23 protein-coding genes, 1 tRNA gene and 2 rRNA genes are annotated in these 22,874 nt (G+C 47.6%); 15 read left to right on the top strand and 11 right to left on the bottom strand.

Going from position 1 to position 22,874, the window contains the following annotated elements; all coding sequences use genetic code 11:
• From METPAY_RS15280 to ppcA, 4 genes are all read left to right on the top strand, one after another.
• A 23S ribosomal RNA gene (locus METPAY_RS15280) occupies positions 1-96 on the top strand; the annotation flags it as partial.
• A 125-nt stretch (positions 97-221) separates the two neighbouring features.
• Positions 222-343 (top strand): 5S ribosomal RNA (rrf, locus tag METPAY_RS06165).
• A gap of 688 nt (positions 344-1,031) precedes the next feature.
• Positions 1,032-1,484, top strand: a complete 453-nt coding sequence (locus tag METPAY_RS06160) for a hypothetical protein (RefSeq protein WP_048150291.1) — start codon at positions 1,032-1,034, stop codon at positions 1,482-1,484.
• A 188-nt stretch (positions 1,485-1,672) separates the two neighbouring features.
• Positions 1,673-3,142: a phosphoenolpyruvate carboxylase gene (gene ppcA / locus METPAY_RS06155; RefSeq protein WP_048150286.1), complete on the top strand. Its 1,470-nt coding sequence runs from the start codon at positions 1,673-1,675 to the stop codon at positions 3,140-3,142.
• 22 nt (positions 3,143-3,164) lie between these two features.
• On the opposite strand, the gene METPAY_RS06150 is transcribed toward ppcA, so the two are convergent.
• From METPAY_RS06150 to dph5, 5 genes are all read right to left on the bottom strand, one after another.
• On the bottom strand, positions 3,165-3,869 hold the full coding sequence (locus METPAY_RS06150; RefSeq protein WP_052418701.1) for a class I SAM-dependent methyltransferase: 705 nt from the start codon (positions 3,867-3,869) through the stop codon (positions 3,165-3,167).
• Positions 3,870-3,907: 38 nt separating this feature from the next.
• A complete protein-coding gene (locus tag METPAY_RS06145) occupies positions 3,908-4,639 on the bottom strand; it encodes an alpha/beta hydrolase (protein WP_048150285.1) in 732 nt (243 codons plus the stop codon).
• Positions 4,640-4,712: 73 nt separating this feature from the next.
• Positions 4,713-5,780: a lysylphosphatidylglycerol synthase transmembrane domain-containing protein gene (locus tag METPAY_RS06140; RefSeq protein ID WP_048150284.1), complete on the bottom strand. Its 1,068-nt coding sequence runs from the start codon at positions 5,778-5,780 to the stop codon at positions 4,713-4,715.
• Positions 5,781-5,887: 107 nt separating this feature from the next.
• Positions 5,888-6,475 (bottom strand): DUF357 domain-containing protein, encoded by a 588-nt coding sequence (locus METPAY_RS14170; protein ID WP_052418700.1) that lies wholly within the window; start codon positions 6,473-6,475, stop codon positions 5,888-5,890.
• Positions 6,472-7,224, bottom strand: coding sequence for a diphthine synthase (dph5, locus tag METPAY_RS06130; protein ID WP_048150282.1), 753 nt, complete (start codon positions 7,222-7,224; stop codon positions 6,472-6,474). The genes METPAY_RS14170 and dph5 overlap by 4 nt, the downstream gene beginning before the upstream one ends.
• Before the next feature lie 77 nt (positions 7,225-7,301).
• Here dph5 and METPAY_RS06125 point away from each other — a divergent pair, with 77 nt between their 5' ends.
• Positions 7,302-7,955, top strand: coding sequence for an undecaprenyl diphosphate synthase family protein (locus METPAY_RS06125; protein WP_306413916.1), 654 nt, complete (start codon positions 7,302-7,304; stop codon positions 7,953-7,955).
• Here the strand turns inward: METPAY_RS06125 and uppS are convergent.
• The 3 genes from uppS to lysS are packed head-to-tail and all read right to left on the bottom strand — an operon-like array spanning position 7,943 to position 11,197.
• Positions 7,943-8,716, bottom strand: coding sequence for a polyprenyl diphosphate synthase (uppS, locus tag METPAY_RS06120; RefSeq protein WP_048150280.1), 774 nt, complete (start codon positions 8,714-8,716; stop codon positions 7,943-7,945). The two genes, METPAY_RS06125 and uppS, sit on opposite strands and share 13 nt — an antisense overlap.
• On the bottom strand, positions 8,713-9,681 hold the full coding sequence (locus tag METPAY_RS06115; protein ID WP_048150278.1) for a radical SAM protein: 969 nt from the start codon (positions 9,679-9,681) through the stop codon (positions 8,713-8,715). Before METPAY_RS06115 ends, uppS begins: the two co-directional genes overlap by 4 nt.
• Before the next feature lies 1 nt (position 9,682).
• The gene (lysS, locus tag METPAY_RS06110) at positions 9,683-11,197 is read right to left on the bottom strand and encodes a lysine--tRNA ligase (RefSeq protein WP_048150277.1); all 1,515 of its coding nucleotides are present in this window, start codon (positions 11,195-11,197) and stop codon (positions 9,683-9,685) included.
• 123 nt (positions 11,198-11,320) lie between these two features.
• Here lysS and METPAY_RS06105 point away from each other — a divergent pair, with 123 nt between their 5' ends.
• The 3 genes from METPAY_RS06105 (at position 11,321) to METPAY_RS15630 (ending at position 16,719) form a co-directional block, all read left to right on the top strand.
• Positions 11,321-12,199, top strand: coding sequence for a DUF7289 family protein (locus METPAY_RS06105; RefSeq protein ID WP_048150276.1), 879 nt, complete (start codon positions 11,321-11,323; stop codon positions 12,197-12,199).
• A gap of 56 nt (positions 12,200-12,255) precedes the next feature.
• Positions 12,256-13,923 (top strand): PKD domain-containing protein, encoded by a 1,668-nt coding sequence (locus METPAY_RS06100; RefSeq protein ID WP_084600707.1) that lies wholly within the window; start codon positions 12,256-12,258, stop codon positions 13,921-13,923.
• Positions 13,924-14,265: 342 nt separating this feature from the next.
• Positions 14,266-16,719, top strand: a complete 2,454-nt coding sequence (locus tag METPAY_RS15630; RefSeq protein WP_306413917.1) for a PKD domain-containing protein — start codon at positions 14,266-14,268, stop codon at positions 16,717-16,719.
• Positions 16,720-16,765: 46 nt separating this feature from the next.
• Here the strand turns inward: METPAY_RS15630 and METPAY_RS06090 are convergent, their stop codons facing one another.
• From METPAY_RS06090 to METPAY_RS06080, 3 genes are read right to left on the bottom strand one after another with little or no spacing between them, the layout of a single operon-like run.
• Complete coding sequence (locus METPAY_RS06090) at positions 16,766-17,164, bottom strand: Zn-ribbon domain-containing protein (RefSeq protein ID WP_048150271.1); 399 nt, start codon at positions 17,162-17,164, stop codon at positions 16,766-16,768.
• Positions 17,165-17,173: 9 nt separating this feature from the next.
• On the bottom strand, positions 17,174-17,554 hold the full coding sequence (locus METPAY_RS06085) for a DUF2073 domain-containing protein (RefSeq protein ID WP_013328695.1): 381 nt from the start codon (positions 17,552-17,554) through the stop codon (positions 17,174-17,176).
• 5 nt (positions 17,555-17,559) lie between these two features.
• Positions 17,560-18,201 (bottom strand): Era-like GTP-binding protein, encoded by a 642-nt coding sequence (locus METPAY_RS06080; RefSeq protein ID WP_013328696.1) that lies wholly within the window; start codon positions 18,199-18,201, stop codon positions 17,560-17,562.
• 254 nt (positions 18,202-18,455) lie between these two features.
• Between METPAY_RS06080 and METPAY_RS06075 the strand changes: the two genes are divergently transcribed.
• From METPAY_RS06075 to METPAY_RS06045, 7 genes are all read left to right on the top strand, one after another.
• Positions 18,456-19,040, top strand: a complete 585-nt coding sequence (locus METPAY_RS06075) for a CBS domain-containing protein (RefSeq protein WP_013328697.1) — start codon at positions 18,456-18,458, stop codon at positions 19,038-19,040.
• Between the two features lie 211 nt (positions 19,041-19,251).
• Entirely contained in the window at positions 19,252-20,157 is a 906-nt protein-coding gene (locus tag METPAY_RS06070; RefSeq protein ID WP_048150270.1) for a CBS domain-containing protein, read from the top strand.
• Between the two features lie 91 nt (positions 20,158-20,248).
• Positions 20,249-21,025, top strand: coding sequence for a CBS domain-containing protein (locus METPAY_RS06065; protein WP_048150331.1), 777 nt, complete (start codon positions 20,249-20,251; stop codon positions 21,023-21,025).
• Positions 21,026-21,334: 309 nt separating this feature from the next.
• Positions 21,335-21,419, top strand: a tRNA-Ser gene (locus tag METPAY_RS06060).
• A gap of 51 nt (positions 21,420-21,470) precedes the next feature.
• A complete protein-coding gene (locus METPAY_RS06055; RefSeq protein WP_048150268.1) occupies positions 21,471-21,920 on the top strand; it encodes a 30S ribosomal protein S13 in 450 nt (149 codons plus the stop codon).
• A gap of 11 nt (positions 21,921-21,931) precedes the next feature.
• Entirely contained in the window at positions 21,932-22,480 is a 549-nt protein-coding gene (locus METPAY_RS06050; RefSeq protein WP_048150266.1) for a 30S ribosomal protein S4, read from the top strand.
• Positions 22,480-22,872 carry a 30S ribosomal protein S11 gene (locus METPAY_RS06045; RefSeq protein ID WP_013328702.1) on the top strand — a complete coding sequence of 131 codons (393 nt, stop codon included), beginning with the start codon at positions 22,480-22,482 and terminating at the stop codon, positions 22,870-22,872. The genes METPAY_RS06050 and METPAY_RS06045 overlap by 1 nt, the downstream gene beginning before the upstream one ends.
• Positions 22,873-22,874: the final 2 nt, after the last annotated feature.

Here is a 22,874-nt window from a genome sequence, read left to right as displayed (position 1 = left end):
GCACGAGTAAAAGACTCGTTTGATAGACTTGGGATGTACGCACGAAGGCAACGACGTGTTCAGTCCACAAGCACTAACGCCCGATAATTCAGCAATTGGCTAATACCGCTGAAATCCAGACGAAATCCTTCTGTGCACACACTATACAGTCAGATATTTATGATGAGGGTCAATTTGATCTTCATCAGGTGCAAACGCCCGGTTCATGACCGGAGTCTGACGTTTGCGGCCATAGCGGTGGTGTCACACCCGGACCCGTTTCGAACCCGGAAGTTAAGACCACCCACGCAGGATGCTGTACTGAGATACGCGAGTTCTCGGGAACCATCCCCCGCTGCAATCCCGGTAAGGGTTGCGAACTGTTCTTACGTGAAATTTTGAAGAAGACCGTTAGGTATTGAGTTTGTTTTATTGTGACTTTTGATTGAATACCAAAAGGTATGGTTTTTCGTTGTGACTTTATTCTTAGAGCGTAAGCTCTGTTTTCTTTAATGTCAGAGAAGGGAGGAGGCACATCCCCCTCCCTTCAACCTTCCCCCTGATCGCGATAGGTCGCCGTCGGGACGGGCAAGCGTCCCTCCGGCTCCTTGTGTTTTTCCGATGAATCTAATGGCTTCTTTGTGTGAAATAAACATAATAGTAACTCTCTCACGGCCGAGGCTACCCGGATGGGTAGCGTCCAGGCCGGTTTATCATCATTGCGAAAGTTCGCGAAACGAACTGAGCATGGGGCTGCCCCGAAGGGGCTTAGGCCCTCGAGATCCAAAACCTCAATAAATTGGTCATGGGAGGCTTAAGCCTTTACAAAAATTAAAGCAGAAATACCGACAGATCAGAGAACAAACTCGCTTTACTCTTTGATTTTGTCTTACCTAATTATACGAACAAACATTTATTGCCGATCAAATCATATGGGGGCGTTAAAGGAGACGTTGTATACGCATTCTCCTGGCTTTCATTGGGGGCAGAGTAGTCATTCTGTACCTTTTTGAAAGAAATCCCTTAACTTAAAAAATTAAGGGGGGCTCAAAATGAAAGAAGAACATTTGAAATTGGCAGCAGCCAATCTTGGCGAAGGCGTGACCTTCAAGGGACTGATGTCGAAAAAAGCTCAGCTCAAGCATGGATATGCAAAAGAAGCAAAAGACGTTGCCGGGTGGAATTATGTGGTAAAGGATGCAGCAAGTGGAGTCTGCTATTCATATTACGCTGCACAACCACCGCTTATCGGGATGACCCGGCCGGTTGAGATTAAATGCCCGCTTGGCGTTAGAGCGTTTGACACTTATAAGATCGATTTCAAGGAAGCGATCAATATATTCCATAAACTCGACTGCGGTGACGCATTCACGGAAATGACTCTCTACTATGTATTATACCCGGGTGTGACTGAACCTCACTGGTACATCAGATCAATTACAGGTTGTACCGTTGTAATCGGTGCAGACAGCGGAAAGGTGATGGACCCGATACACAGGGACTAAACCTCTCTCACCATTTTTTGGATATACAATATTCATTTAAAGCAAACCGGACCCGGATATTTTATCGGTTTTAGATCGTGGTTCTGGATCGTAGTTTTATAGGGAATCTTCACCGAAAAGATTACATTATTCAAAACGAACCTATATTGTCAACTATGATTTGAATCGCGGTTGACAAGTGTGTTAATATGTCCGCAGATTATAGTCATGTCCCGAGATGCATGAGCACCCAGCATCCGGACAACGTTCATCCGCCTTTCTTTGCCCAGAACCCTATATTGGAGGGTGAAGACGAGGTGGTTGAGGCCTATTATGTCTATTCAAACCTTGGGTGCGACGAGCAGATGTGGGACTGCGAGGGAAAGGAAGTAGATAGTTTCGTCGTAAAAAAACTCCTCTCGAGATACGGGGATTATTTCAGGGAGAGACAGATCGGCAGGGAAAAATTCCTAACGCTGAGGGTTCCGAACCCTGAGATCGAGCATACAGAGGGAAAGATCCTGCTTGAGACTCTCGAAAGCATCCCGAGATCGTTCGACCTGGCAAGTCTTTTTTACAAAAACGATTCCCCCCCGATATTTGAGGTAATCCTCCCGATGACCTCTTCGTTCGAATCAATCGACAACATCTACCAGTATTACCGTGATTTTGTCGTAGGCAAAAAGGACAAGCGTCTTGGAGGCCGTGACTGCACTGTTGCCGACTGGGTTGGCGACATTCGGCCCGAGAAGATAAACGTAATTCCGCTGTTCGAGGATATGAAGAGCATCCTTAATTCGGATAAGATACTCAGGCGTTATATCGACGGCAAAAAACTTGATTACCAGAGGGTTTTCTTCGCCCGCTCAGATCCCGCAATGAATTACGGGCTGATCGGCGCAGTACTGCTTAACAAGATCGGCCTCTATAAAGCCGGTGCAGTTTCCGAAGCGACCGGTGTTCCCGTTCTCCCGATAATCGGTGCGGGCTCCGCACCGTTCAGGGGAAATCTCAGGCCCGATACGATCCGGCGGACACTTGCCGAATACCCCGGGGCATGGACCTTCACTGTCCAGTCCGCATTCAAGTACGACTACCCTGCAGAAGACGTGCGAAAAGCGGTAGAAGAATTAAAAGAAGCGCCTGTAAACCCTGCGCCTGAGATCTCGGAAGAAAGATGCACAGATCTTATCGAACGCTACTCTGCGGAGTACAACAGGCACCTGAAAGAGCTTGCAGGACTCGTCAACAGGGTTGCACCCTACGTGCCGCAGAGAAGGAAGCGGAAGCTCCATATAGGACTCTTCGGCTACTCCAGGTCCTCCGGCGATATCGAACTTCCGAGGGCAATCACATTCACGGCGGCGATGTATTCAATAGGAGTTCCACCTGAGATTCTCGGCCTGTCCGCATTAAAAGAGAACGATCTGGAATATCTCCATGAAGTCTACGTGAACTTCGAACAGGACATTCTCGATTCGCTGAGATACCTGAACCCTGAATCGCCCTATATTCCTGAAGGCATAATGGAATTTGTAGAGGATCATTTCGATTTCGAAACTAACCCCGATCATACGAATATCACGAATAAAATCATTGCCGATATAACAGGCAACAACTGTTTCGAGATGCAGAACGACATCCTTGCCGCTGCAGGAATCAGGAAATTCATCGGATAAATCCAAAATTATTTTTTTCCGCTTATGAATATTTTTTCATTATTCCGAATAGGAAAAGCGGAATCCTTAATGTAGAGTCATCATCCCCCCCGGTGAATATCGGCGGCTCCATTAATCTCTCAAGTACCAAATTGTTTTTGTATAAAATATTCAGGTAATCGGAAACAGGTCGGTGATAATGAGTAGTAGTTCCCCAGAAATTATTTTTTTCAGAATAATGAGACAGGTAGTTTGTTATTTTTTTATACACTTTTTTTCCTTTATCATCAGTTTCCCAGTCGCCCAGGTAAAAGCAGGGATGAACGACAGAGAAATAGAAGTGTCCCGCGTCTTTTAGTATTCTTGAAAAATTTGCTATGGTATCTGGCAGATTTTTCAGGTCCATTAAAACCTGGTTGCAGAATATAATGTCGAATTGTTCATCGGAATAGGGTAATTCTTCTTCCAAATCCAATAAATCGTATTTTATTTCCGGGTACTTTTCTTTTGCTATCTTCAGCATTTCAGACGATCCGTCACATCCGGTTACATCTGCTCCCTGCTTATGAAAAAAATTCGCATAATATCCGTCTCCGCAGCCTGCATCAAGTATACTGAAACCATGAAGATCATGAACAAAGAATGATTTTACATATTCTTTGTTGAATAAAGAATAAGGGGAATTCTCCTGTGATCTGGAATATCCGGTAGCAGCATTATTCCACTCACTGATAGAATTATCGTCCATTATATCTCCTGAATTTGTTCCTTTAACTGGAGGGAGAACTAAATTATCGATCCGCCCAGAGTCTCCCTCGCCCACGAATCAAATGCCTGAAGTTGTTCGTCGGTATGGAAGAAATGCTCTCCGCCTTCGAGGACCGTAACCGGCGCTTGATATCCTGATGAAAATTTTGAGATCTCTTCCCATTCCGACAGATCGTCCTTTGAACCATAAAGAATCGACGTAGGCGATCTCCATTCGAATGAAACCGGATTATCCTTCACATAGCGGTAATAATTATAATCCAGGACCTGACCTTCAGGGAGCTGAATCCTGCCTTCGGTGTTCAATCTCTCTTCGCTTATACCGTATTTTTTCATCATATTGTCGATAAGACGTTCCATATTCACAACCGGGGACAGGAACAGGATTTGCTCCAAATCAAGATCATGATATGCAAGGAGGCTGAAATAGGCACCGATACTGCATGCGAATAAACTGATTTCCGACGAAATCGTTTCTGCATAATCGTAGACCGCCTTAAGATCGCTTACGCAATTTTGAGGATTGCATTCATAATTGTCATCCTGTCGTTCTCCATGCATCGGAAGATCAAAGCTTAAGGCCCGGTAACCGGCGGATACGGCGATTTGTGCCATCATCGCTATAACCGTATCTTCTTTACCTGAATAATTCCCGTGCACTTCAATCAATAGTCTTTTACCCGGTTTCCCCCAGAGGACTGCAGGGATTGAGACGCCATTGTTTGATATAGGGAAATATTTTTTATTCATTCCTTTGTGAATCTCCAGAAAATCTATGGCTTCAAAATTTATTTAAAAAAAGTTATTGATCCCTTTATTTTTTCTATTCCCTTTTCTGGAGACCCGCGCCTGCCTTTGCGATCTTATCCTTTATCGCCTTCCTGACGACCTCGCGCTTGACAATTATGACCGTCCCGAAGATCCCGAGGAAGATATTGAAGTAATAGAGAATAAGCCTCCACAGGACCACGAATATGCCCACTATCGCGGACGGAACGAAGAGTGCATACAGGGAGGTTGCCGAGAGTTCCGCGATACCAGAACTTCCCGGTGTAAGCGGGATCATCATGATTATAGCAATAATAATCTGTGCCACAAACGATTCAACGATATGCGGCCCTTCACCAAGTCCCATCAGGATGAGCGAAGCGATGTAGAACTCCGAGAACCAGTAGAGGACAGTGAAGAGAGCTCCCCACATAAGCCCTCTCTTCGAGTGGCTCACGTAATTTTTCAGTGCTGAGTTGAAGTTGTCGACCTCTTCGTCGATATCTTTTGTAAGCTTCTCAATCTTTTCCGCACGCCAGCGTTTCGTGAACCACCCGGAGACCTTTTTGATCAGCCTCTTGAGAAACTCCGGATTCTTAACCGAATATGCAAAGAGAACCACGAACCCGACGATCAAAATCCACATGAAGAGAAGCGGAATCGTTATGGTGAGGCCGAGCTCTTCCGCACCGATCCACAGGAGAAACATTGCGACTCCCCCTATTATTCCCAGCAGGATTCCGTCGAGAACCCTCTCCATAATGACAATTGCCGTAGCGTCGCCCAGCGGAACGTCGGCTCGGTACAGTTCGTGTATTCTGACAGGCTCTCCTCCTGCCTGAGAAGGGGTCACAGCGGCGATAAGGAGATTTGCAAACACCATATTCATGCAGTGGAGGAACGGGACCTTATATCCCAGCGACTGGGACATCATCTTGATCCTCATCGACCAGAAGCACAGGGAGAGCATATGCAGTAACAGGGCCGCAATAAGATATTCGGGCTTTAACTGCTGAAGATAAGTTATAGTCTGCTCGTCTATGGTAAAATAGAGAACAAGTGCAAGAACAATTATACTGAATACGATTGAAACCGCGAGCCATTTCCATTGATTCCTATCCATATATTAATCCAAATCTCCTGAAAAGTTTAGTACTGCCACATATAAACCCTTTAAGGTTCTGACGGATTCAGATCTCAATCCAAAAAGTTGAATAAATTCTCCTGATTTCAGACAGTGAACAATGCCCTGTCTCCTGTAATCGAGAGGATTCCGATTCGGACACCGGCATCCAGCCACCCGTAGCCGTAACTGAAATGCCAGAGCGCAGAAGAAAGGCTGGTCCCACCTTCTCTTCCCTGTTCATAGCCCGACCCTTCCGTAAGATGCCTCCCGGCAATATCCATAATATCAGTCGCTGCAGTAAAGACAGGACTTTCTTTATCCGATGCAGGTGCGACACCGCTGACGGCAGAGTCCAGCATGCGGTGGTATCTCCCTGTCTTTTCCTTAAGGTGCTCCCCGAGCGTTTCCGGTATCTCTTCGTCACATTCCAGAGTCGTGAACCCGATATCTGTCGTGCACGATATCAGTCCTGCGTATATTCCGGCATCCAGCCATCCCAGTCCGTATGCATATGATGCAAGAGCATTTACCTCGTCGCCCGACTCAAGGAATGTGCCGCCGTCGCTCAGGTAGGCGAGGGCCATCTCTATGATCTCCCCGGCGGCCCTGTACAGGGGTGTCTTCTCCGGGGGAGATATCGACGAGGATTCGATCTTTTCCTTCAGCAGATCCCCTGCGGCTTCGATCTTCATAACCCAGCAAAAGTTTCGAGATATTCCTGCTCCATCATATGAAGCTCTCCCGGAACGATAAGGATGTGAAGCGGATCTCCGAAGTCTGCCGCTTTCAGTTTTTCGGCATCGCCCGCAATAACCGCCGGTGCATCAGATCCCGCCCGTGCAATTCCTATGTAGAGCTTCGGAGGAGTCTTGTTCTCCATCCCTGCCATCTGCTCGATAATCTCTATCCCCTCGTTTACAGTCATGAACCTGTCTGGTTTGATATCGAGAAAGACGATAGTGTGCAGGTTATCGTCAAGATTCTTCAGGATCGTATTGAGAGGTGTCGTAGGGAACCATCCCTTCTCAGGGTATGGAACGGAGCATGATTTCCCGAACCTGTAGTTCTGGAGCCCGGAGAGCCCGCACACGGCACTCTGTATGGACGACGCGTGGATTATTGCGGTCTCTATGTCCTCCCTCATGGCCCTGATGCGAAGATCCGAATGCGTGGTCGATACCATCGGATCGCCGCCGGTGAGGAACACTGCATCGCCTTTTTTTGCAGCCTCCAGAATTTTTTCAGGTTCGTTCTCTACATCATGGCGCCCGAGAATGGTGAGTTTTTTTCCGTAAAGGAGCTCCATTTTTTGAATATTCGTTCCCGTGAGACGCGAGGTGTATGACTCAAGAAAAATTTCGTCAGAGTCCCTTATGCGCTCAAGACCTTTTATTGATATATCTTTCTCATCAAAGAGTCCTAATCCAACAAAGTACAGCATATTGTATCCCTTATTTCTCGAAATTCAATTAGTATATATTTATGTAATAAAGAGAAAAAGAATTAGTTAGTTTGTGGTTGACTCTTAACCACAGACATACACCGAACGACTGGAATGTCTTTGGGGCATCAATTGACATGCTTATAAGGCGGTATTACGAAAGCAGGCTGAAGAAGGGGATTACAAATCCTCCCGAATCCGTATGCTTTATGCTGACTGACAGGGATGTCGCCGATGCCCCGGAGAAAACCAATGAAGTGGCAAAATGGTGCTGCGATATGGGAATCCGCCATATCACGTTTCATGTCGATACGGACAATCCCGAGGGATTGAAATCTTTCCTTGAAAAGTTAAAAGAAATCTCCGGATTCGCACAGGTAAACCTCTATTGCGCAGGCGAGAAATTCGTCGCAGGCGAAGGTGCAGACGTCCATGTAGCAATTGGCGTAAGCGGCAGAGAAGAGATAGTCCGTGGGATACGGCAAATGGCACAGGAAAAAGTACATCCTGAAGACGTCGATGAGAAGATGATAGAATCGCACCTGAGTTTCAGGTACGAACCCGACCTTGTAATAAAAGCCGGCGGAAGTCACCTGACCGACTTCCTGATATGGCAGTCGGTGTACTCTGAATTGTTCTTCACCGACGTAAACTGGAGTGAATTCAGAAAACTGGATCTATTAAGAGCCCTTCGCGATTACCAGACCCGGAAAAGGCGTTACGGCAAATAAGAGCTGTCTACTCTGTTGCTGAAGACCCTGATGCCCCTTAAGAGGTCGATCTTCCGGAATACCGGCCAGTAGGGTGCGCAAAAATATACCGCCGATTCGTTTCCGTTTGCAAGCCACGGCAGGAAGTTCGAGGTTCTTTTGTCGTCCCCCGTCCTTATGATCAGATCCACCGGGGGGATATTCATGCCGTGGTAGAGGTGGGCGTTGATCATGTCTTCGTTAATATCCTCAGGACGCAGGACGCCTTTTTCAATATCGCTCAGGATGCTCTTTGTCGCATGGAGGATCTCGTTTCTGCCGCCGTAGGCGAGAGCAAGATTTATTGTAAAATTGTTGTATTTTTTTGTGACTTCCTCAACTTTTTCAATCCTTTTCAGGAGATCTTCCGGAACAAGATCGCGGTCGCCTACCATCTGGAATCGTATCCTGTTTTCGTGAACCCTCTCATCTTCAAGGGTTTCCATGGCTTTTTCAGTAAAGAGTTTAAACAGCTCGTTCTGTTCGTATTCCGATCTGTTGAAATTTTCGGTGGAAAAACAGTAGAGCGTAAGATGCCTGACACCTATATCTCTTGCCCACTCGAGGACCATATTTGTCTTCTCGGCTCCCATCCTGTGTCCTATCGCGACATCGATCCCTCTCTCTTTTGCATATCTCCTGTTCCCGTCCTGGATGATAGCGATATGATCCGGGATATGCCTGCACTGCCCTAGTATACGTCTCTCGTAAAAAGATTCCAGCACCTGTCCCGGCTTTCTCAAACTGGTGTCACCTCGACAATCATTCCATTATTAGGGTACCTTTCAATTATCTTTTTGTCTCCCGGAAAGTCGTCGGGATATTCGGTAAGCAGCCACCATGCAAGTTCGATCCTGTCGTCGAAGATCTCGCAGAGTTCTTCGTCGAGATCCTCCGGGACAGTTCCCGACGGGATCAGCACCCCGTAGACAACGGTCCCGTCTTCGGTGATCTCCTCGAACGGACGTGCAGTGTTATCAGCTATTCTCTTAAGCCTTTCACGGAGCTGAACAGAGTCCTTGAAGGTCGAGGAGCACCAGTGGACCTTGTCGTCTGCGGCAAGAAGCTCTCCGGCCCATTTCTTCGCTCCCGGAACGGCATTATGATAATCGTCTTCGAGACTCAGCCCCCTCTCCCTCATCGCGGCAGCGTTCGTCTCACTCCATTCGAGTTCGTTTATGTTCAGGTAATCGACAAGGGGAAGAACGGGGATGAGTTTTTCAAGGCCCGGGAGCGACGGCACCTCGATCGTCGCCTCCATTCCGAGCTCCTTTGCATCCTTTATCGCCCTGATATAATCGGTTTCGAGGATATTGTCCCACAACTCCTGCGGCGGGTGGAACCTGATCTCGTCGACAAGACCTTTCAGTCTCGTTAACCTCTCCTTCGAGGGTGCCGTTCCGGTATACAGGTGGATGTGGTGCTCGTCCCCGAACTCCGCCTTCAGCATCCTGGCATAGAATGTAACGCGTTCAGTCTCAAGAAGCGCCTCTCCCCCGGTAATTCCGGTCCCGAGGGCGTCCATATTCCGGGCCTCTTCCAGCATGTCTTCGGGTTTCTCGACGAGCCTGTCGTTTGCAAATGTCTTGTCTTTATTTTTTCTTTCGTAGGATATCGGGCAGTACCAACAGTCCTTCTCGCACATGCCTGTAACGAACAGCACCATCTTTGCGCCTTTGTGGCACTGCCTGCATCCTTTACTGAGCACTTTAATCCACCGTTTCTTTGAGCCTTTCGATCACGAAATCCCTGCCGAGCGCCTCGAGGAACCACCCTGCACGCGGCCCTCTCTGCTTTCCGAGTATCGAGATGTATATAGCCGTGAATAGCTCTTTCGAATCGATTCCCGCTCCTTCGGCCGCTTCGTAGACCTCATTATGAAGATCTTCGGCATTCCAGGTGCTAAGAGCTGAATATTTCTCAATCAGGTTCGATACGGCTTTCTTCTGTCCGTCGGAAAGTTCGGCACATTCGGGGGGCAGCTCCTTTGCAACGGTGAACTTCACCATATCGGGAGCATATTTTTCCACCCATTTCTCCGCCCTGTGAACTCTCCTGATCACGGCATCGCGGTTTGTTACATTGTACCCGCTTCTCTCGAGTATCTCGAAGATGTCGTTCTCATTTCTTGCAGTCTGCACGACGGTTACAAGATGCCTGAACGGGATGTCGGTTGCAACGCTCGATATCTTTGAGAACTCATACTCCCGTCCTTCTCCCTTCTCTGCAATTTTAGAGTATTCGTCGATAAGCGAGAGCAGGCCCATGCCGGGATCGAATGTGATCGCCTTCTCGGGTTTCGTCTTTACTATGAGATACCTCAGGACGTCCGGCGGAACGATCTCGAGCATCGAGTCTATTGTTATCGCAACTCCGGTGGACGATGCCATCGCCCCTTTTCCCTTGAGACTGATCCATTCATACGGGACGGGGAACGGTGCGGAGCCGCCGAAGATCTCTTCCACTATCTTTTTGCCCGTATCGTATGAGCCGCCGGCTGCAGCGTGGTCCTTTCCGAATGGCTCGATCGTGACCCCGAGCGCCTTCCATCTCATCGGCCAGTCGACACGCCATACGAGTTTGCCCTCTCCTTTCGAGTAGTCGCACACTCCCTCATCGCCGCAGCCGCACCTGTACCTGACAAGGTGTTTTTCAGGATCGTGTTCGAGAAGTTCTGCGTTAGAGATAGTTCCGCAGCTGCTGCATATCGGGTAGAACGGCACCCAGTTGTCAGGGAGCTGCCTCCCTGAAACGGTCTCCAGGATCTCCTTAATTTTCGGTGCGTTTTCAAGTGCGGTTTTGATCTCTTCGGTGAACATTCCCGACCTGTATAGTTCGCTCGACCTGAGGACTTTCGGTTTTACATCGAGTTCTTCGAGCGAGTTCAGGAAAGGTTCGAGGAAATGTTCGGCATAGCTTTTGTGCTTCCCGCAGGGGCACGGAATGTCGCAGATCGGCATCCCGATATATTTGCTGTATTCTTCAGGAAGGAACGGGTAGACCTTTCTTAAGGGATCGAATTCGTCCGCATTGTACATGAGTTCTACTTCAAGGCCCCTCTCCTGCATGGCCTTGTATACGATGTCGCCTGTAAGGACCTCTCTCATATTGCCGATATGGATAGGACCCGACGGTGTAATCCCGGTAGCGATCCTGTGAGGAATATCCTGCCGGACTTCTGCGGCAATTACATCAGCCCAGTGTATCTTTTCCTGCCTGTTCATTTGCATGTGCCTTATATATTATTAGTCCGAGATTAACAATATGTAGGTTCTGTCAGCGGAAGAATAATTAATTTTTAGTGATTTAATAAAGCATTAATATCTTAAAACACGGGTACCTGGAGAATGAATCGTATAAATAGTGAAGAAGGCCTTTCCGAGGTAATAGGATTTATCATGATCCTTGCCCTGATTATGATATTTCTTTCAATCTGGGTCATCTATGTAGTTCCTGCGGACGGGAGGCAGCAGGAGATCGAGCACATGGGTTATGTCCAGGACTGGTTCACGCAATATAAGATTACGGCCGATTCGCTGTGGATCAATTATAATCCCGCGACAGGTGAAGGTCCCAAGGGCGTCACTCTCTCTAATTCACTCGTGCTCGGCTCACAGGGCGGAGCAACATACAGCCAGGGGCTTTTTCTGTTTTTCATGAGGCCCTTTGGATCTTCAGGGACAATTTCCCTGGAAAATGGTTCCGAATGGTTCGAAATAAGCAACAGCAGCGGCATTCTCATGAACGAAGAGATAGGGAGTGTCCAGTATAAAGGGATGAATAACTACTGGATACCGCAGACCTATTACTACGAGCTGGGAGGTGTATTTCTCAAGCAAAGCGACGGGACGGTAAACAGGGTCGCCCCTACTTTCAGCTTCAGTCCAAATGGTCAGACGGCCACACTGGTGCTCGTAAATCTTGATATGGGAGGATCGGGAACGACCTCGATCAGCGGAGAGGGCCAGGTTCGTATCGATACCTTACTGAATGACAGTACAGAAGAAAATATATTTGAACCGGTTTTAGGAGACCCGTATACCATAAACCTGACACTCAGGGATGAATCATCTGCAAAGGCTTGGCGGAGCATTATCCGGGAGCTCGGGGGAAACGCGAATCTTACGGGCGGCAACCGTACTACAGTAACAAATCTTGACGAGATTCATTATTGGTATGCCAATTATACCGTTTCACTCCAGTCTGTTGCGGCGACTTTTACCTGATGTAGAAAAAGCCTTATGCGGGTTATGCCATTAAGGTCCGGGAAAAGGGATTAAAAATGAAGTGTAGTAAAGATTTGTCTGTAAAAGGAATGATTTCCGGGGATGAGGAAGCTGTGGCGGAGCTGATCGGTGCTCTTCTTCTTACTGCTGTTATCGCCGTCGTCATCGGGATGCTGGCGATAGTCGTTTTTTCGGGCACTTCTGCTGTAGAAACTCCTGCACTCAGGGTCAGTACCGTCGATGGAAACGGGAATATCAATCTGCTTCACCAGGGGGGGGACACACTCTCCAGGGAGACCACGCAGATACTCGTGGACGGAGCCGATCGTACCGATGATTTTGAGACGCCTGAGGGTGATCCCTGGATCACATTTTCAGTCGGAGACATTCTTGAAAGCTCTCTCCCATGCACTGAAGGTACTGTAATTCAAATAGTATCTACTGATTCCAGGAATCCTACGGTCATTGAAAGCCTCACATGCGGGCCCGGAATTCCTGCTCCTGTTGCAAACTTCACTTCCACTCCTGCTTCGGGGTATGCACCGCTTGAGGTCTCTTTCGAAGATTTGTCTACCGGTGATCCTACATTCTGGTCCTGGGATTTCGGGGACAATACCTCTTCAGCATTAAAAAACCCGCCGGTACATACGTATAACAATTCAAGCACATATTCAGTTACTCTGACTGCCTGTAATGAAGGAGGATGTAACTCCACTACAATTAACGTAACAGTCTTCGGATTCTCGGACTTTGTCACGAATGAGAGTGTCTTCGTGTACGGAACCAAGTTGGATTTTAAAGGGGACACAATTGTTGGTGAAAACTCGACTGTTATCATAACAGGAGATATATTATCCGGCGATTTGAACGGCAACGCAAAGATATATGTCTCAAATATTTACGTCAACGGCTCCGTCGAACTTTCAGGTAGTCAGTATCTTGGTTCTACGACTCTCCCCGGATTAATATATATTACAGACAATCTGGATCTTACTGGTAATAGCAGGGTATATGGCGATGAGATCTATGTAGGTGGAAATGTCGTGCTATATACTGGTATTTCTGGAGTTCTCTATACTGACGGAGATCTTTATTTCAATAATGGCAACATCGACGGAGAGGCGCATGTCAAAGGAGATCTGCATTTGAACGGTGGTCATGTGTCCGATGATATCTATGTTGATGGGAATGTGGTATTGGCCGAACCTGGTGGATGGTGTCCAAATATTGACAACGGCGTATCTATCTATTATACCGGCTCGCTCTCAAATCTAGGCGGATGCTCTAATTATATCCTTAACAAATGTCATCCTGTGGCTTCTGTCCCGGATTTTTCAATGCCCGTATTCCTTGAAATTCCAATTCCTGATACAAGATCAGAGCAATGGTATGACAATCATAATTATGTCAACACTTCTTCTCTGGTAAGCGGAATAAAAATATATGACGATAACAGCTATTCGACTGTAGTTTATTATTATAACAGCGCAGAAAATATTGTCATTGTATCTGGTGGGGATATTAATATTTATGTGAACCAATGGGCCTATCATGTAACGGGTGTTTTATTCGCTCCTTACGGGAGGGTCACTTTCCATGGTAGTTATTTTGAAGGAGTAGTTATTGCAAGAGACGGGTTCTATGTCGACTATGGAACAGATGTCGAATTCAGGAACATTGCCAATTATATCAGCGATCCGGAAGATTACCCGTTTGGAAATTAGTCTCTTTTTGAATAATTTTCTTTTTTTCTGAAATCCCTGATATGATCCTCGGTTGATTAAGTCTTTTTTTATGGCTGGACCTGTTCCTGAAAACCGGTGGTTTGTTTATAGTTCGGCAGGAATGACGGAAAAGAGGAACATAATTGCAGAAATTTCCGGCCGGCTTCCAGGAATCATCTCCAGGTTATTTCCTAACGAGCCTGAAGCAACACAACGCATTTAAATATCTATGAATAGTTAGAATACACTATACTGGTGTTACTGAATTGCCTGTGTCAATTGTTAAATATTTTTCACTGGTTTGTTCAGTCATATTCAATATTGTTCCGGGGTTGATGCACTCTGAAGAGAAACGACATCGAGATTGATGAAATCCAAAGATATGAGGCCGTTTCAGAGCTCATCGGTGTAGTATTAATGATCTCTCTTGTTGTCGTGGGAATCGCCATGGTGGGCGTATTTATCACGGGCCAGAGTACTCCTACAGAAATTCCCAGCCTGTCATTGATCCCCGATACTACCGATGAAGACCTTCTTTTATATCATAACGGGGGGGACTCTCTCAGGAGCGGGGAATTTATTGTCCGTGTGGACGGTAGAGATTATTCTCCCTCTGAAATAACGCTCCTTGGTCAGGACGGCGGGAATGAGATCGGAGGAGAATGGGATTCCTGGGATGTCGGGGAAACACTTGTAATCGAGGGTAAAAGTGATTACAGCCAGATACTTCTAATATCCACGAAAGGAGGGCAGGGAAGCCTGATCGCATCAAGCGGAGAGGGATATATAATTACCTCGGTATTATCTGCAGATTTCTCTGGAACTCCGAGAAGCGGCGGGATTGGTTCATTATCCGTCTCCTTTACAGATATGTCGTCAGGAGGTCCTACTTCCTGGTACTGGGACTTTGGGGACGGCAAAAATTCGACGAGTCAAAACCCCTCTCATACCTATAACGGGGAAGGAAGATATACTGTAACGCTTACCGTATCAAATGCTAACGGCTCGGCTATCAAGACAAAACCAGAATATATCGTTGTGAACGGGGTAACTCCGTCTCCCCCGGATGCGGACTTCACTGCCAATATCACTTCGGGACCCCTGCCCCTGTCGGTTCAGTTTACCGATCAATCTACAGGAAGTCCTACTTCATGGTTCTGGGACTTCGGTGACGGCACAAACTCGACCGAAGAGAATCCTGTTCATTTATACTCTTCATTCGGAAACTTTACGGTCTCGTTGACAGTGACCAACGCCGACGGGAGCGACACCGAGACGAAAACGGCTTACATCTCCGTATTGGCGACAAGCACGTGCGAGAATACCGGCCTTACCGGGTATTACTACAGGAACACCAACTTTGCGGGAACGCCTGTTGTAGACGTATCGCAAAGACTCAGGTTTGCAAATGATTGGGGATACGAAGAATACGGTTATGAGAGCGACATCCCGAACTGGCCGTACCCGCTTATCCAGAGGACCGAGTATTTCAGCGTAATGTACGAAGGGTACTTCCTCGTCGATACCGAGGATGACTATACCTTCAACCTTACATCGGACGACGGCTCGCGACTGTGGATAGACGATATGAATACGCCATTGATCGACAACTGGGAAGATCATCCGCCGGAATCCTCGTCAGTCCCCATTCATCTGACCGAAGGATACCACCCCATAAAGGTAATGATGTACGAAGTGGAGGAGGTTGCAGTATTATATCTCAAGTGGGCCCCCGCCGGATCAACAGATGTCGAGTATATGGAGAACTTCTGCCTGGATGACTACTGTACCGTGCCAACAGCCGACTTCGAGGCTGATGTGACCGAAGGTTCAGCTCCGCTTACAGTCAACTTCACCTCTCTCTCTGCAGGATGTGCAGATTCCTGGCTCTGGGACTTCGGCGATGGAGAGACATCCACTGATCAGAACCCCGAGCATGTGTACACTTCACCGGGAATTTACAATGTAAGCCTGAGAGCTTCGAATGCAATGGGCTATGATATTGAGGAGAAGACCGACTATATCACCGTAATCGAGTCACGCTCGGATATTCTCCTTAATACCCACAGGCCCTTTTATCTCACTTCAGGCAGTGAACTTGAATTTAATGTAACGGGTTATTATTCTTATCTCTACTTCAGAGGTTCCTCTGTTAATCTTCCGGTTGGAACAAATGTTCGTATTGTCCTGAGGGATGATCAGGACGGTTCTATTTATAGCAACTCTGGGAGAATCTCTACTCTCGAATTTGATGATGTCAACCTGTATATAAACGGAGTACGTTCCTCTGGTCATGGATCACTTTCAAATACAGAGGTGTCCGGTTTCTCCGATATGCATTCGACGCTGTCAATAGTTGTTCCTTATCCGGGATACAGTGTCCAGACATATCTGGTAGTTGACGGAACCGAGATTCTGCCCTGGTCACCAACGGAAACTCCTGAGGTTCATATCAATAATATGTACCCGAACAGCGGCAATTTATTCCAGCTCAGCAGCAGTGCTACATATCTGATGTGTAGTGCGGATAGTTATGAGTTGATTGAACCGGTCGTTGCTGAATTCACGGTATCTCCAAATTCGGGCTCTAGGTATTCTACAACATTCTACTTTACGGATGAGTCTGAGGGCGATCCGACATCATGGGAATGGGATTTCGATGATGGTCAAACTTCAACAGAGCAGAATCCTACGCATGTATATACATATACTTCTAGTGGCTGGAAAAATGTGATGCTTACAGTAGCAAATTCCAATGGAAGTGATAGTGTTACACATTATATTTATATATATTAATTCTTAAAAGTCAAGAGAAATATTTTTTAAAAGATACATAAAAAATTTACTTTTTCTTCTTCTTTTTTTTGTCTTTCTCTACCTTCCCCATCGAAAGCAGATCGACGATGTACTTGTCGTCCTTGCCCATCTGCATCACCATCTCGTCGCTCTTCGCGAGCTTTTCAAGGTTGAGTTCGTAAGATCCCGGGTTGAGAACACGAATGCTTTCAATTCTTTCGTATATCTCGACCGGCTCTTCGTCCCTGCTGCTGCTCACTTCAAGAAGAGAATCCTTTTTCTCTTCGATGACATCCTCTATGCTCTTCTCTTCAAGAATATCCTTATGAAGATCTTCAGGCTTGATGTAGAGAAACTTTTTTCCTCCGCAACTGGGGCAGCCCTTCAGGATGTCGGTCGTACCGTCCTTAAACTCCCTGCCGCATTTAGTACACTTGTGTGGCATTATCAGGTTTCACCTTGAGGATACCCAGGCACTGATGAGATCCTTGTCCTTCTTCAGCGTCTTCATCTGGTTTGCAGGCCCTATTACTGTAAGGCGGCCTGGAGATTCCTTTTTGCCGAAGAGACCGCCGAACAGTCCGCCGCCACCCTTGTGGCTTTCGGCCGGTCCCCCGGAATATGTCTCCATCTCTATTCCGGCAAATCCGTCGGGAGTAATCTCCCTCATCGTTGTCTCGATAAGAAGGCTCTGCTCGTCCGCAGTCAGGCCTTTTTCAAGGACAACGACATTTCCTTCCATGACCTTTTCAAGAATCAGCCTGACTTTCTCCAGCGCCGTGAGTCTTTCGAGGCGGTCGGCCGATATAAGGTCTATCTGAACTCCCTGTATCATTTTATTCACCCGAAGTACTCGATCATTTTATCGTAGAGCTCCTCCACGTTCGTTCCCTCAAGCCCTGAGATTGAAATAACCGGGTGCTGCGGGAAGGCGCTCTTGATCCTTGAAGGAGCTGCATCCGGAAGATCCGTCTTATTTGCAACGATAATTACAGGCAGATCCCTGCTCTCGATAATTCCTATCAGCATTATATTTACCTGGACGAACGGGTCCTGCGTGGAATCGAGCATATATATAACCCCGTCGATATCCTCTCTCAACCAGTGCATGGCCTCTGCAACACCTTCCGTCGCCTCCCTTGCCCGCACGATGGCCTCGTCTGCCTCGATTCCGTACTCGAGAAATTCCTTGTAGTCGATCTTCGTCGTAACACCCGGCGTATCGACGATATCGATAGTGACCGAATTCCCCGTTTCGTCAGAGATAGTAACCCCTTCTTTTCTTCTCGCACGCCTTGTTTCGTGCGGGATCTCGCTTACAGGGCCGACGGCGTCTCCTGTCCAGTCCCTGACTATCCGGTTTGAAAGAGTTGTTTTTCCTGCATTTGGGGGCCCGTATATACCCACCCGCATCTGCTTTTTCTTCATCAGGCCCTTAAAGAACCTGGAAAATTTTTGTTTGGTTCGAATAAGAAAACTCATCTTTGTACTAACTCCAGCATATCAACTAATATTATGTAACGGTAATATTGTACATTATATACTAAATATCATGTCTCTTTTGGGAAATATATTTTCTTTGCATCGAATGAAAGGATGATTGAATAATATCCTTCAATATTTTTTCTTTTTTATGAAATGTCTTTGTCAGTATCCTTTTATAGAGACAGGGCGATAGGTTAAATTGTAGACCCTCTCTCTGCAGGAGTTTTCCTGCGGGGATGGAGGTGAGTCATGTGAGTGAAAAAAAATACGACATAATCCGATTTGAAGTCGGCGTTCCGGTAAAGGAGGCGATGAGATATAATCCCACCACTATCGGTGTCGAAGCGACTGTTGCAAAGGCCGCAGAAAAGATGTGCCGCGACGAAGTCGGAAGTTGCATAGTGCTACAGAATAACCTGCCAAAGGGTATAGTTACGGAGGAGGATATCAACTGTAAGGTTGTTGCCAAAGACAAAAAACCGAGTGAAGTACGTGTCAGTGAAATCATGAGTACCCCGTTGATCACAATTGATGTTGACAAAACCGTTGGCGATGCAACTCACATGATGGTGAAAAATAAAGTGAGAAGACTTCCTGTTGTTGAAGGGGACAAGGTCGTAGGCCTTGTAACCGTCAGGGACATTCTCTCGGTCTCAAACGCGATGAACGAGATAATGTCCGAGCTGATAAAGGTCAACAACGGATATGAGAAGTCCATCACCGACGATTCTTCGACAGGGATATGTGATTCCTGCGGTATGATGAGCGACGACCTCGTTGTTGACGACGGGAGAATGCTGTGTTCGAAGTGCCGCAGGGGGGACGATGTGGATTAACTCCATGTGCCACCCCGATGACCTCAACAGTCCGAGGCATAAAACCGGAATATAATGTAATGCAATTACTGCAGGTCATGGCTGGGCTCTTATTGTGCCCCCGATCCGCAGTATGAATGCAGAAAATAAATACGGGGAACTGCCGGGCGGTTTCCCCGTGAAATGTGCATGATATATCCGTTTCATGTGCGAATAAAAACAGGATGGTTTAATGCAAAAAAACGGCAAGAACAATATAAACTACAATAACAGACATGTCAGCGAAATTTCTACCGCTGATGTCATAACAGTCTCTCCGAGGATGAGCATAATAGGTGCCGTCGAAACGATGGCGGAGAAAGGTTTCAGGAGGCTTCCTGTAACAGATTCCGGAACCGGAAAGGTTCTCGGAATCGTCACCGCCGGCGATATCATAAATTTCATCGGGGGAGGAGAGAAATTCAACCTGGTGTCCAGGAAACATAAAGGAAACGTAATCTCGGCTTTGAACGACAGCGTCCGCGAGATTATGAGCCCAAAGGTTCTCTCGGTAAGGGAGAACGCCCGGATACAGGAGGTTGCATCCCTGATAGTCGAGAAGAAATGCGGCGGAATCCCGATCCTTGATGCGGACGGCGCCATAAAAGGCATCGTCACCGAGAGGGACGTCTTAAAGGTAATGAACTACCAGGACAGCCCTCTCAATGTCAGGGATGTGATGACACGTTCGCCGTATATAACGTCGCCGGACAACACGGTGACAAATGTCGCAAAGGAGATGATCTCGCATAAATTCAGGAGACTTCCCGTAGTCAGCGAAGATGTCCTTTTCGGCATAATCACGGCGATGGATATAATGAAGTATGTTGGAAACGGAGGTGTGTTCAAAAATATGGTTACGGGGGATGTCTCGGACATAATCTCGGTATCTGTAAGAGATGTCATGTCTGGAAATCTCTACACGACTTCTCCGGACGTCTCTACAAGAGATGCCGCGATACAGATGATCGAGAAGAATGTCGGTGCACTCCCTGTTATCGAAGACTCCAACCTTGTAGGGGTGATAACGGAATTCGATGTTGTAAGACTGCTATCGCAGTCAGGAAACGGGAATTCGTCACCCGGTAAAGATTATTGAAATGAGATGAAGTGCCCCTGTCGTATGGCGGGGGAACCTGAGAACGGAAAGAGGAAAAATATAATAATATTCCCCACTGGAGGTGTTTCAGATGAATGAAGATCTGTTAATAAAAGATATAATGTCAAAGCCTGTTGCCATAGCAAAATCCGCTGCAATAACGGAAGCTCTCGATAAAATGCTTGATGAGGCCGCCGATCCCCTGATAGTAACGAACAACGGGACGGTTGTCGGGACAATATCAAGAAAGGCGATTGCCGATACACTTGGAAGCAAAAAAACCTCTACCGTATCTCCCACGAAGATACATGTCGCAAGCGGCATCGACGAAGCGTTTACGTCCGCTTACCCGGACGAGCCCGTGGACGTACTGGTCCCGCTGCTGCAGGAGTTCAAGATCGTCGTCATTCTCGACAGCGATCACAAGCTGATCGGAAAAGTGGATGCGACCGACCTGTTAAAGGTTGTAAAGCCTGAAATCCCTGCGGACAAGATCATGCAGGCTCCGCACACGATCCACCCCGGCGAGAGGGTTGTCCACCTGAGGCGGAGGATGCTCGACGAGAACGTGACGAAATTTGTTGTCACCGACGAGACGGGAGTGATCGGGGTAGTGACCGAGACCGATATCGCAAAATCTCTCCGCGAGTTCCGCTCTGCGGTCGGCGACAAGCACCAGGAGTACCAGGTCAGGAACCTGTTCGTCAGCGACATCATGACGTCGCCTGCGATCACCGTCGATGCCAAAACGGACATCGCCGGGATCGTCGACCTGCTGGTAAACAAAAATATCAGCTCAGTTCCTGTCGTAAACGACCAGAAACTCGTCGGCCAGATCTCCAAAGAGTCGCTTATCGTGGCTCTTTAAACTTCTTTTTTCTTTTTTTTGCTATATTGCTTACATATCTTACTTAGGCAACCCCGGCACCGGCGGTCATGCCGCCGGACGGCTCGCGGCGAAGGGTTGCCGAAAGTAATGAAATCTGCTTTTTGTACCCACACAGATCAACAAAGAGCCTTTTTTTTCTATTTCTCCTGCGTACAGAATACAGGAAAAAAGTGCGGAGGACGACGGTGTCATCCGCAATGCTTAATAACGATATTGACCCATCTTTTAAAGCATATTCATGGAGCGGTATCTTACCGCGAGTGTCGTAAGATGCGTTGTTTAAAAAAAGTTGAGGTAGCCAAGCCTGGTATGGCGCGGGGTTGCTAACCCCGTGTCCTTCTCGGACTCGGGGGTTCAAATCCCTCCCTCAACGCTCACAAACCGTAAATCTTACATGCAGTATGTTATACTGAGAGGCAATTGAATGGAAGAACAAGAGATAAAATACTTCGTCAGGGTAGAAAACACAGATCTTGACGGTACCAAATCTGTTCAGGTCGCGCTTACCGGTCTTGCAGGCATCGGTATGCACACATCGGTCTCAATCGCACAGATGGCCGGTGTAGACCCGCGTGCAACCCTCGGTCTTTTGGAAGAGGACGTTGTGGACAGAATTCGCGAGGTAGTCTCAGGCTACACCGGGAAGGTCCCTGCATGGATGCTTAACCGTCAGAAGGATGTGTACACCGGAGAGGCAAAACAGCTCCTCGGCACAGACCTCCGTATGGCTGTCGACGACGACGTCAACAGGATGAGAAAGATTCGCTGTTACCGCGGTATCCGCCACGAAACCCACCAGAAGGTCAGGGGACAGCGTACGAAATCGACAGGCCGCCACGGCGCAACCGTCGGTGTAAGCAAGAAGAAACAGTAGGGTGATTTGTTATGGGATATCCCGGTAAAAACCACAAGAAATATGAAACTCCCAAGAGGCGTTTCGAGAAGACCCGTATTGAGGATGAGAACAGACTCATGATGGAATACGGTCTTCGAAACAAGAGGGAGTTCTGGAAGGCCCAGAGTACGCTTCGTAAATACAGGCGTGCCGCCCGTGACCTCCTCGCCCTTAAATCATCCGTTACGGATGAAGCATTTGTCGCAAGAAAGCAGGAAGAGCTTCTCGGCCACCTCGAGAGATATGGTCTTCTCTCCGCCGGTGCAGGCATCGGCGACGTTCTTGCAATGAAGACGGAGAACGAACTCGAACGCAGACTACAGACCATCGTCTACAGAAAAGGTCTCGCACGTTCGCCCAAGCAGGCCCGCCAGTTCATTACACACGGCCACATCGCCGTGAACGGCAGGAAGCTTACAATACCCGGCTACCGCGTACGCAGATCCGAAGAAGCAGGTGTCACATATTACGGAAACTCTCCGCTTACCGACACAATACACCCTGAACGCGAGCGCATCGTTTCGGGAGGCAGAGCATAATGGCATCTGATGAAAAGTGGGGAATCGCCCACATCTTCGCATCATTCAACAACACGGTCATAACAATAACCGATCTCTCGGGAGCCGAGACCGTGACAAAGTCCAGCGGCGGTATGGTTGTTAAACAGGCCAGAAATGAAAGTTCACCTTATGCTGCCATGCAGATGGCAACCAATGTCGCACAGGCGGCAAAGGACAAGGGCATCGTAGGAGTTCACGTCAGGGTCCGTGCACCAGGCAGGGGCAAACAACGCAGTCCCGGTCCCGGAGCACAGGCTGCAATCCGTGCACTCGCCCGTGCGGGAATGAGAATCGGACGCATCGAAGACGTAACGCCCGTTCCACATGACAGCATCCGTGCAAAAGGTGGAAGAAGGGGCAGGAGAGTCTGATT

Origin of the sequence: Methanolacinia paynteri (assembly GCF_000784355.1) — an archaeon.
In the GTDB taxonomy this organism is placed as follows: Archaea; Halobacteriota; Methanomicrobia; order Methanomicrobiales; family Methanomicrobiaceae; genus Methanolacinia; species Methanolacinia paynteri.
The sequence above is the reverse complement of the archived record's forward strand: the minus strand, read 5'-3'. Positions and strand labels throughout refer to the sequence as shown.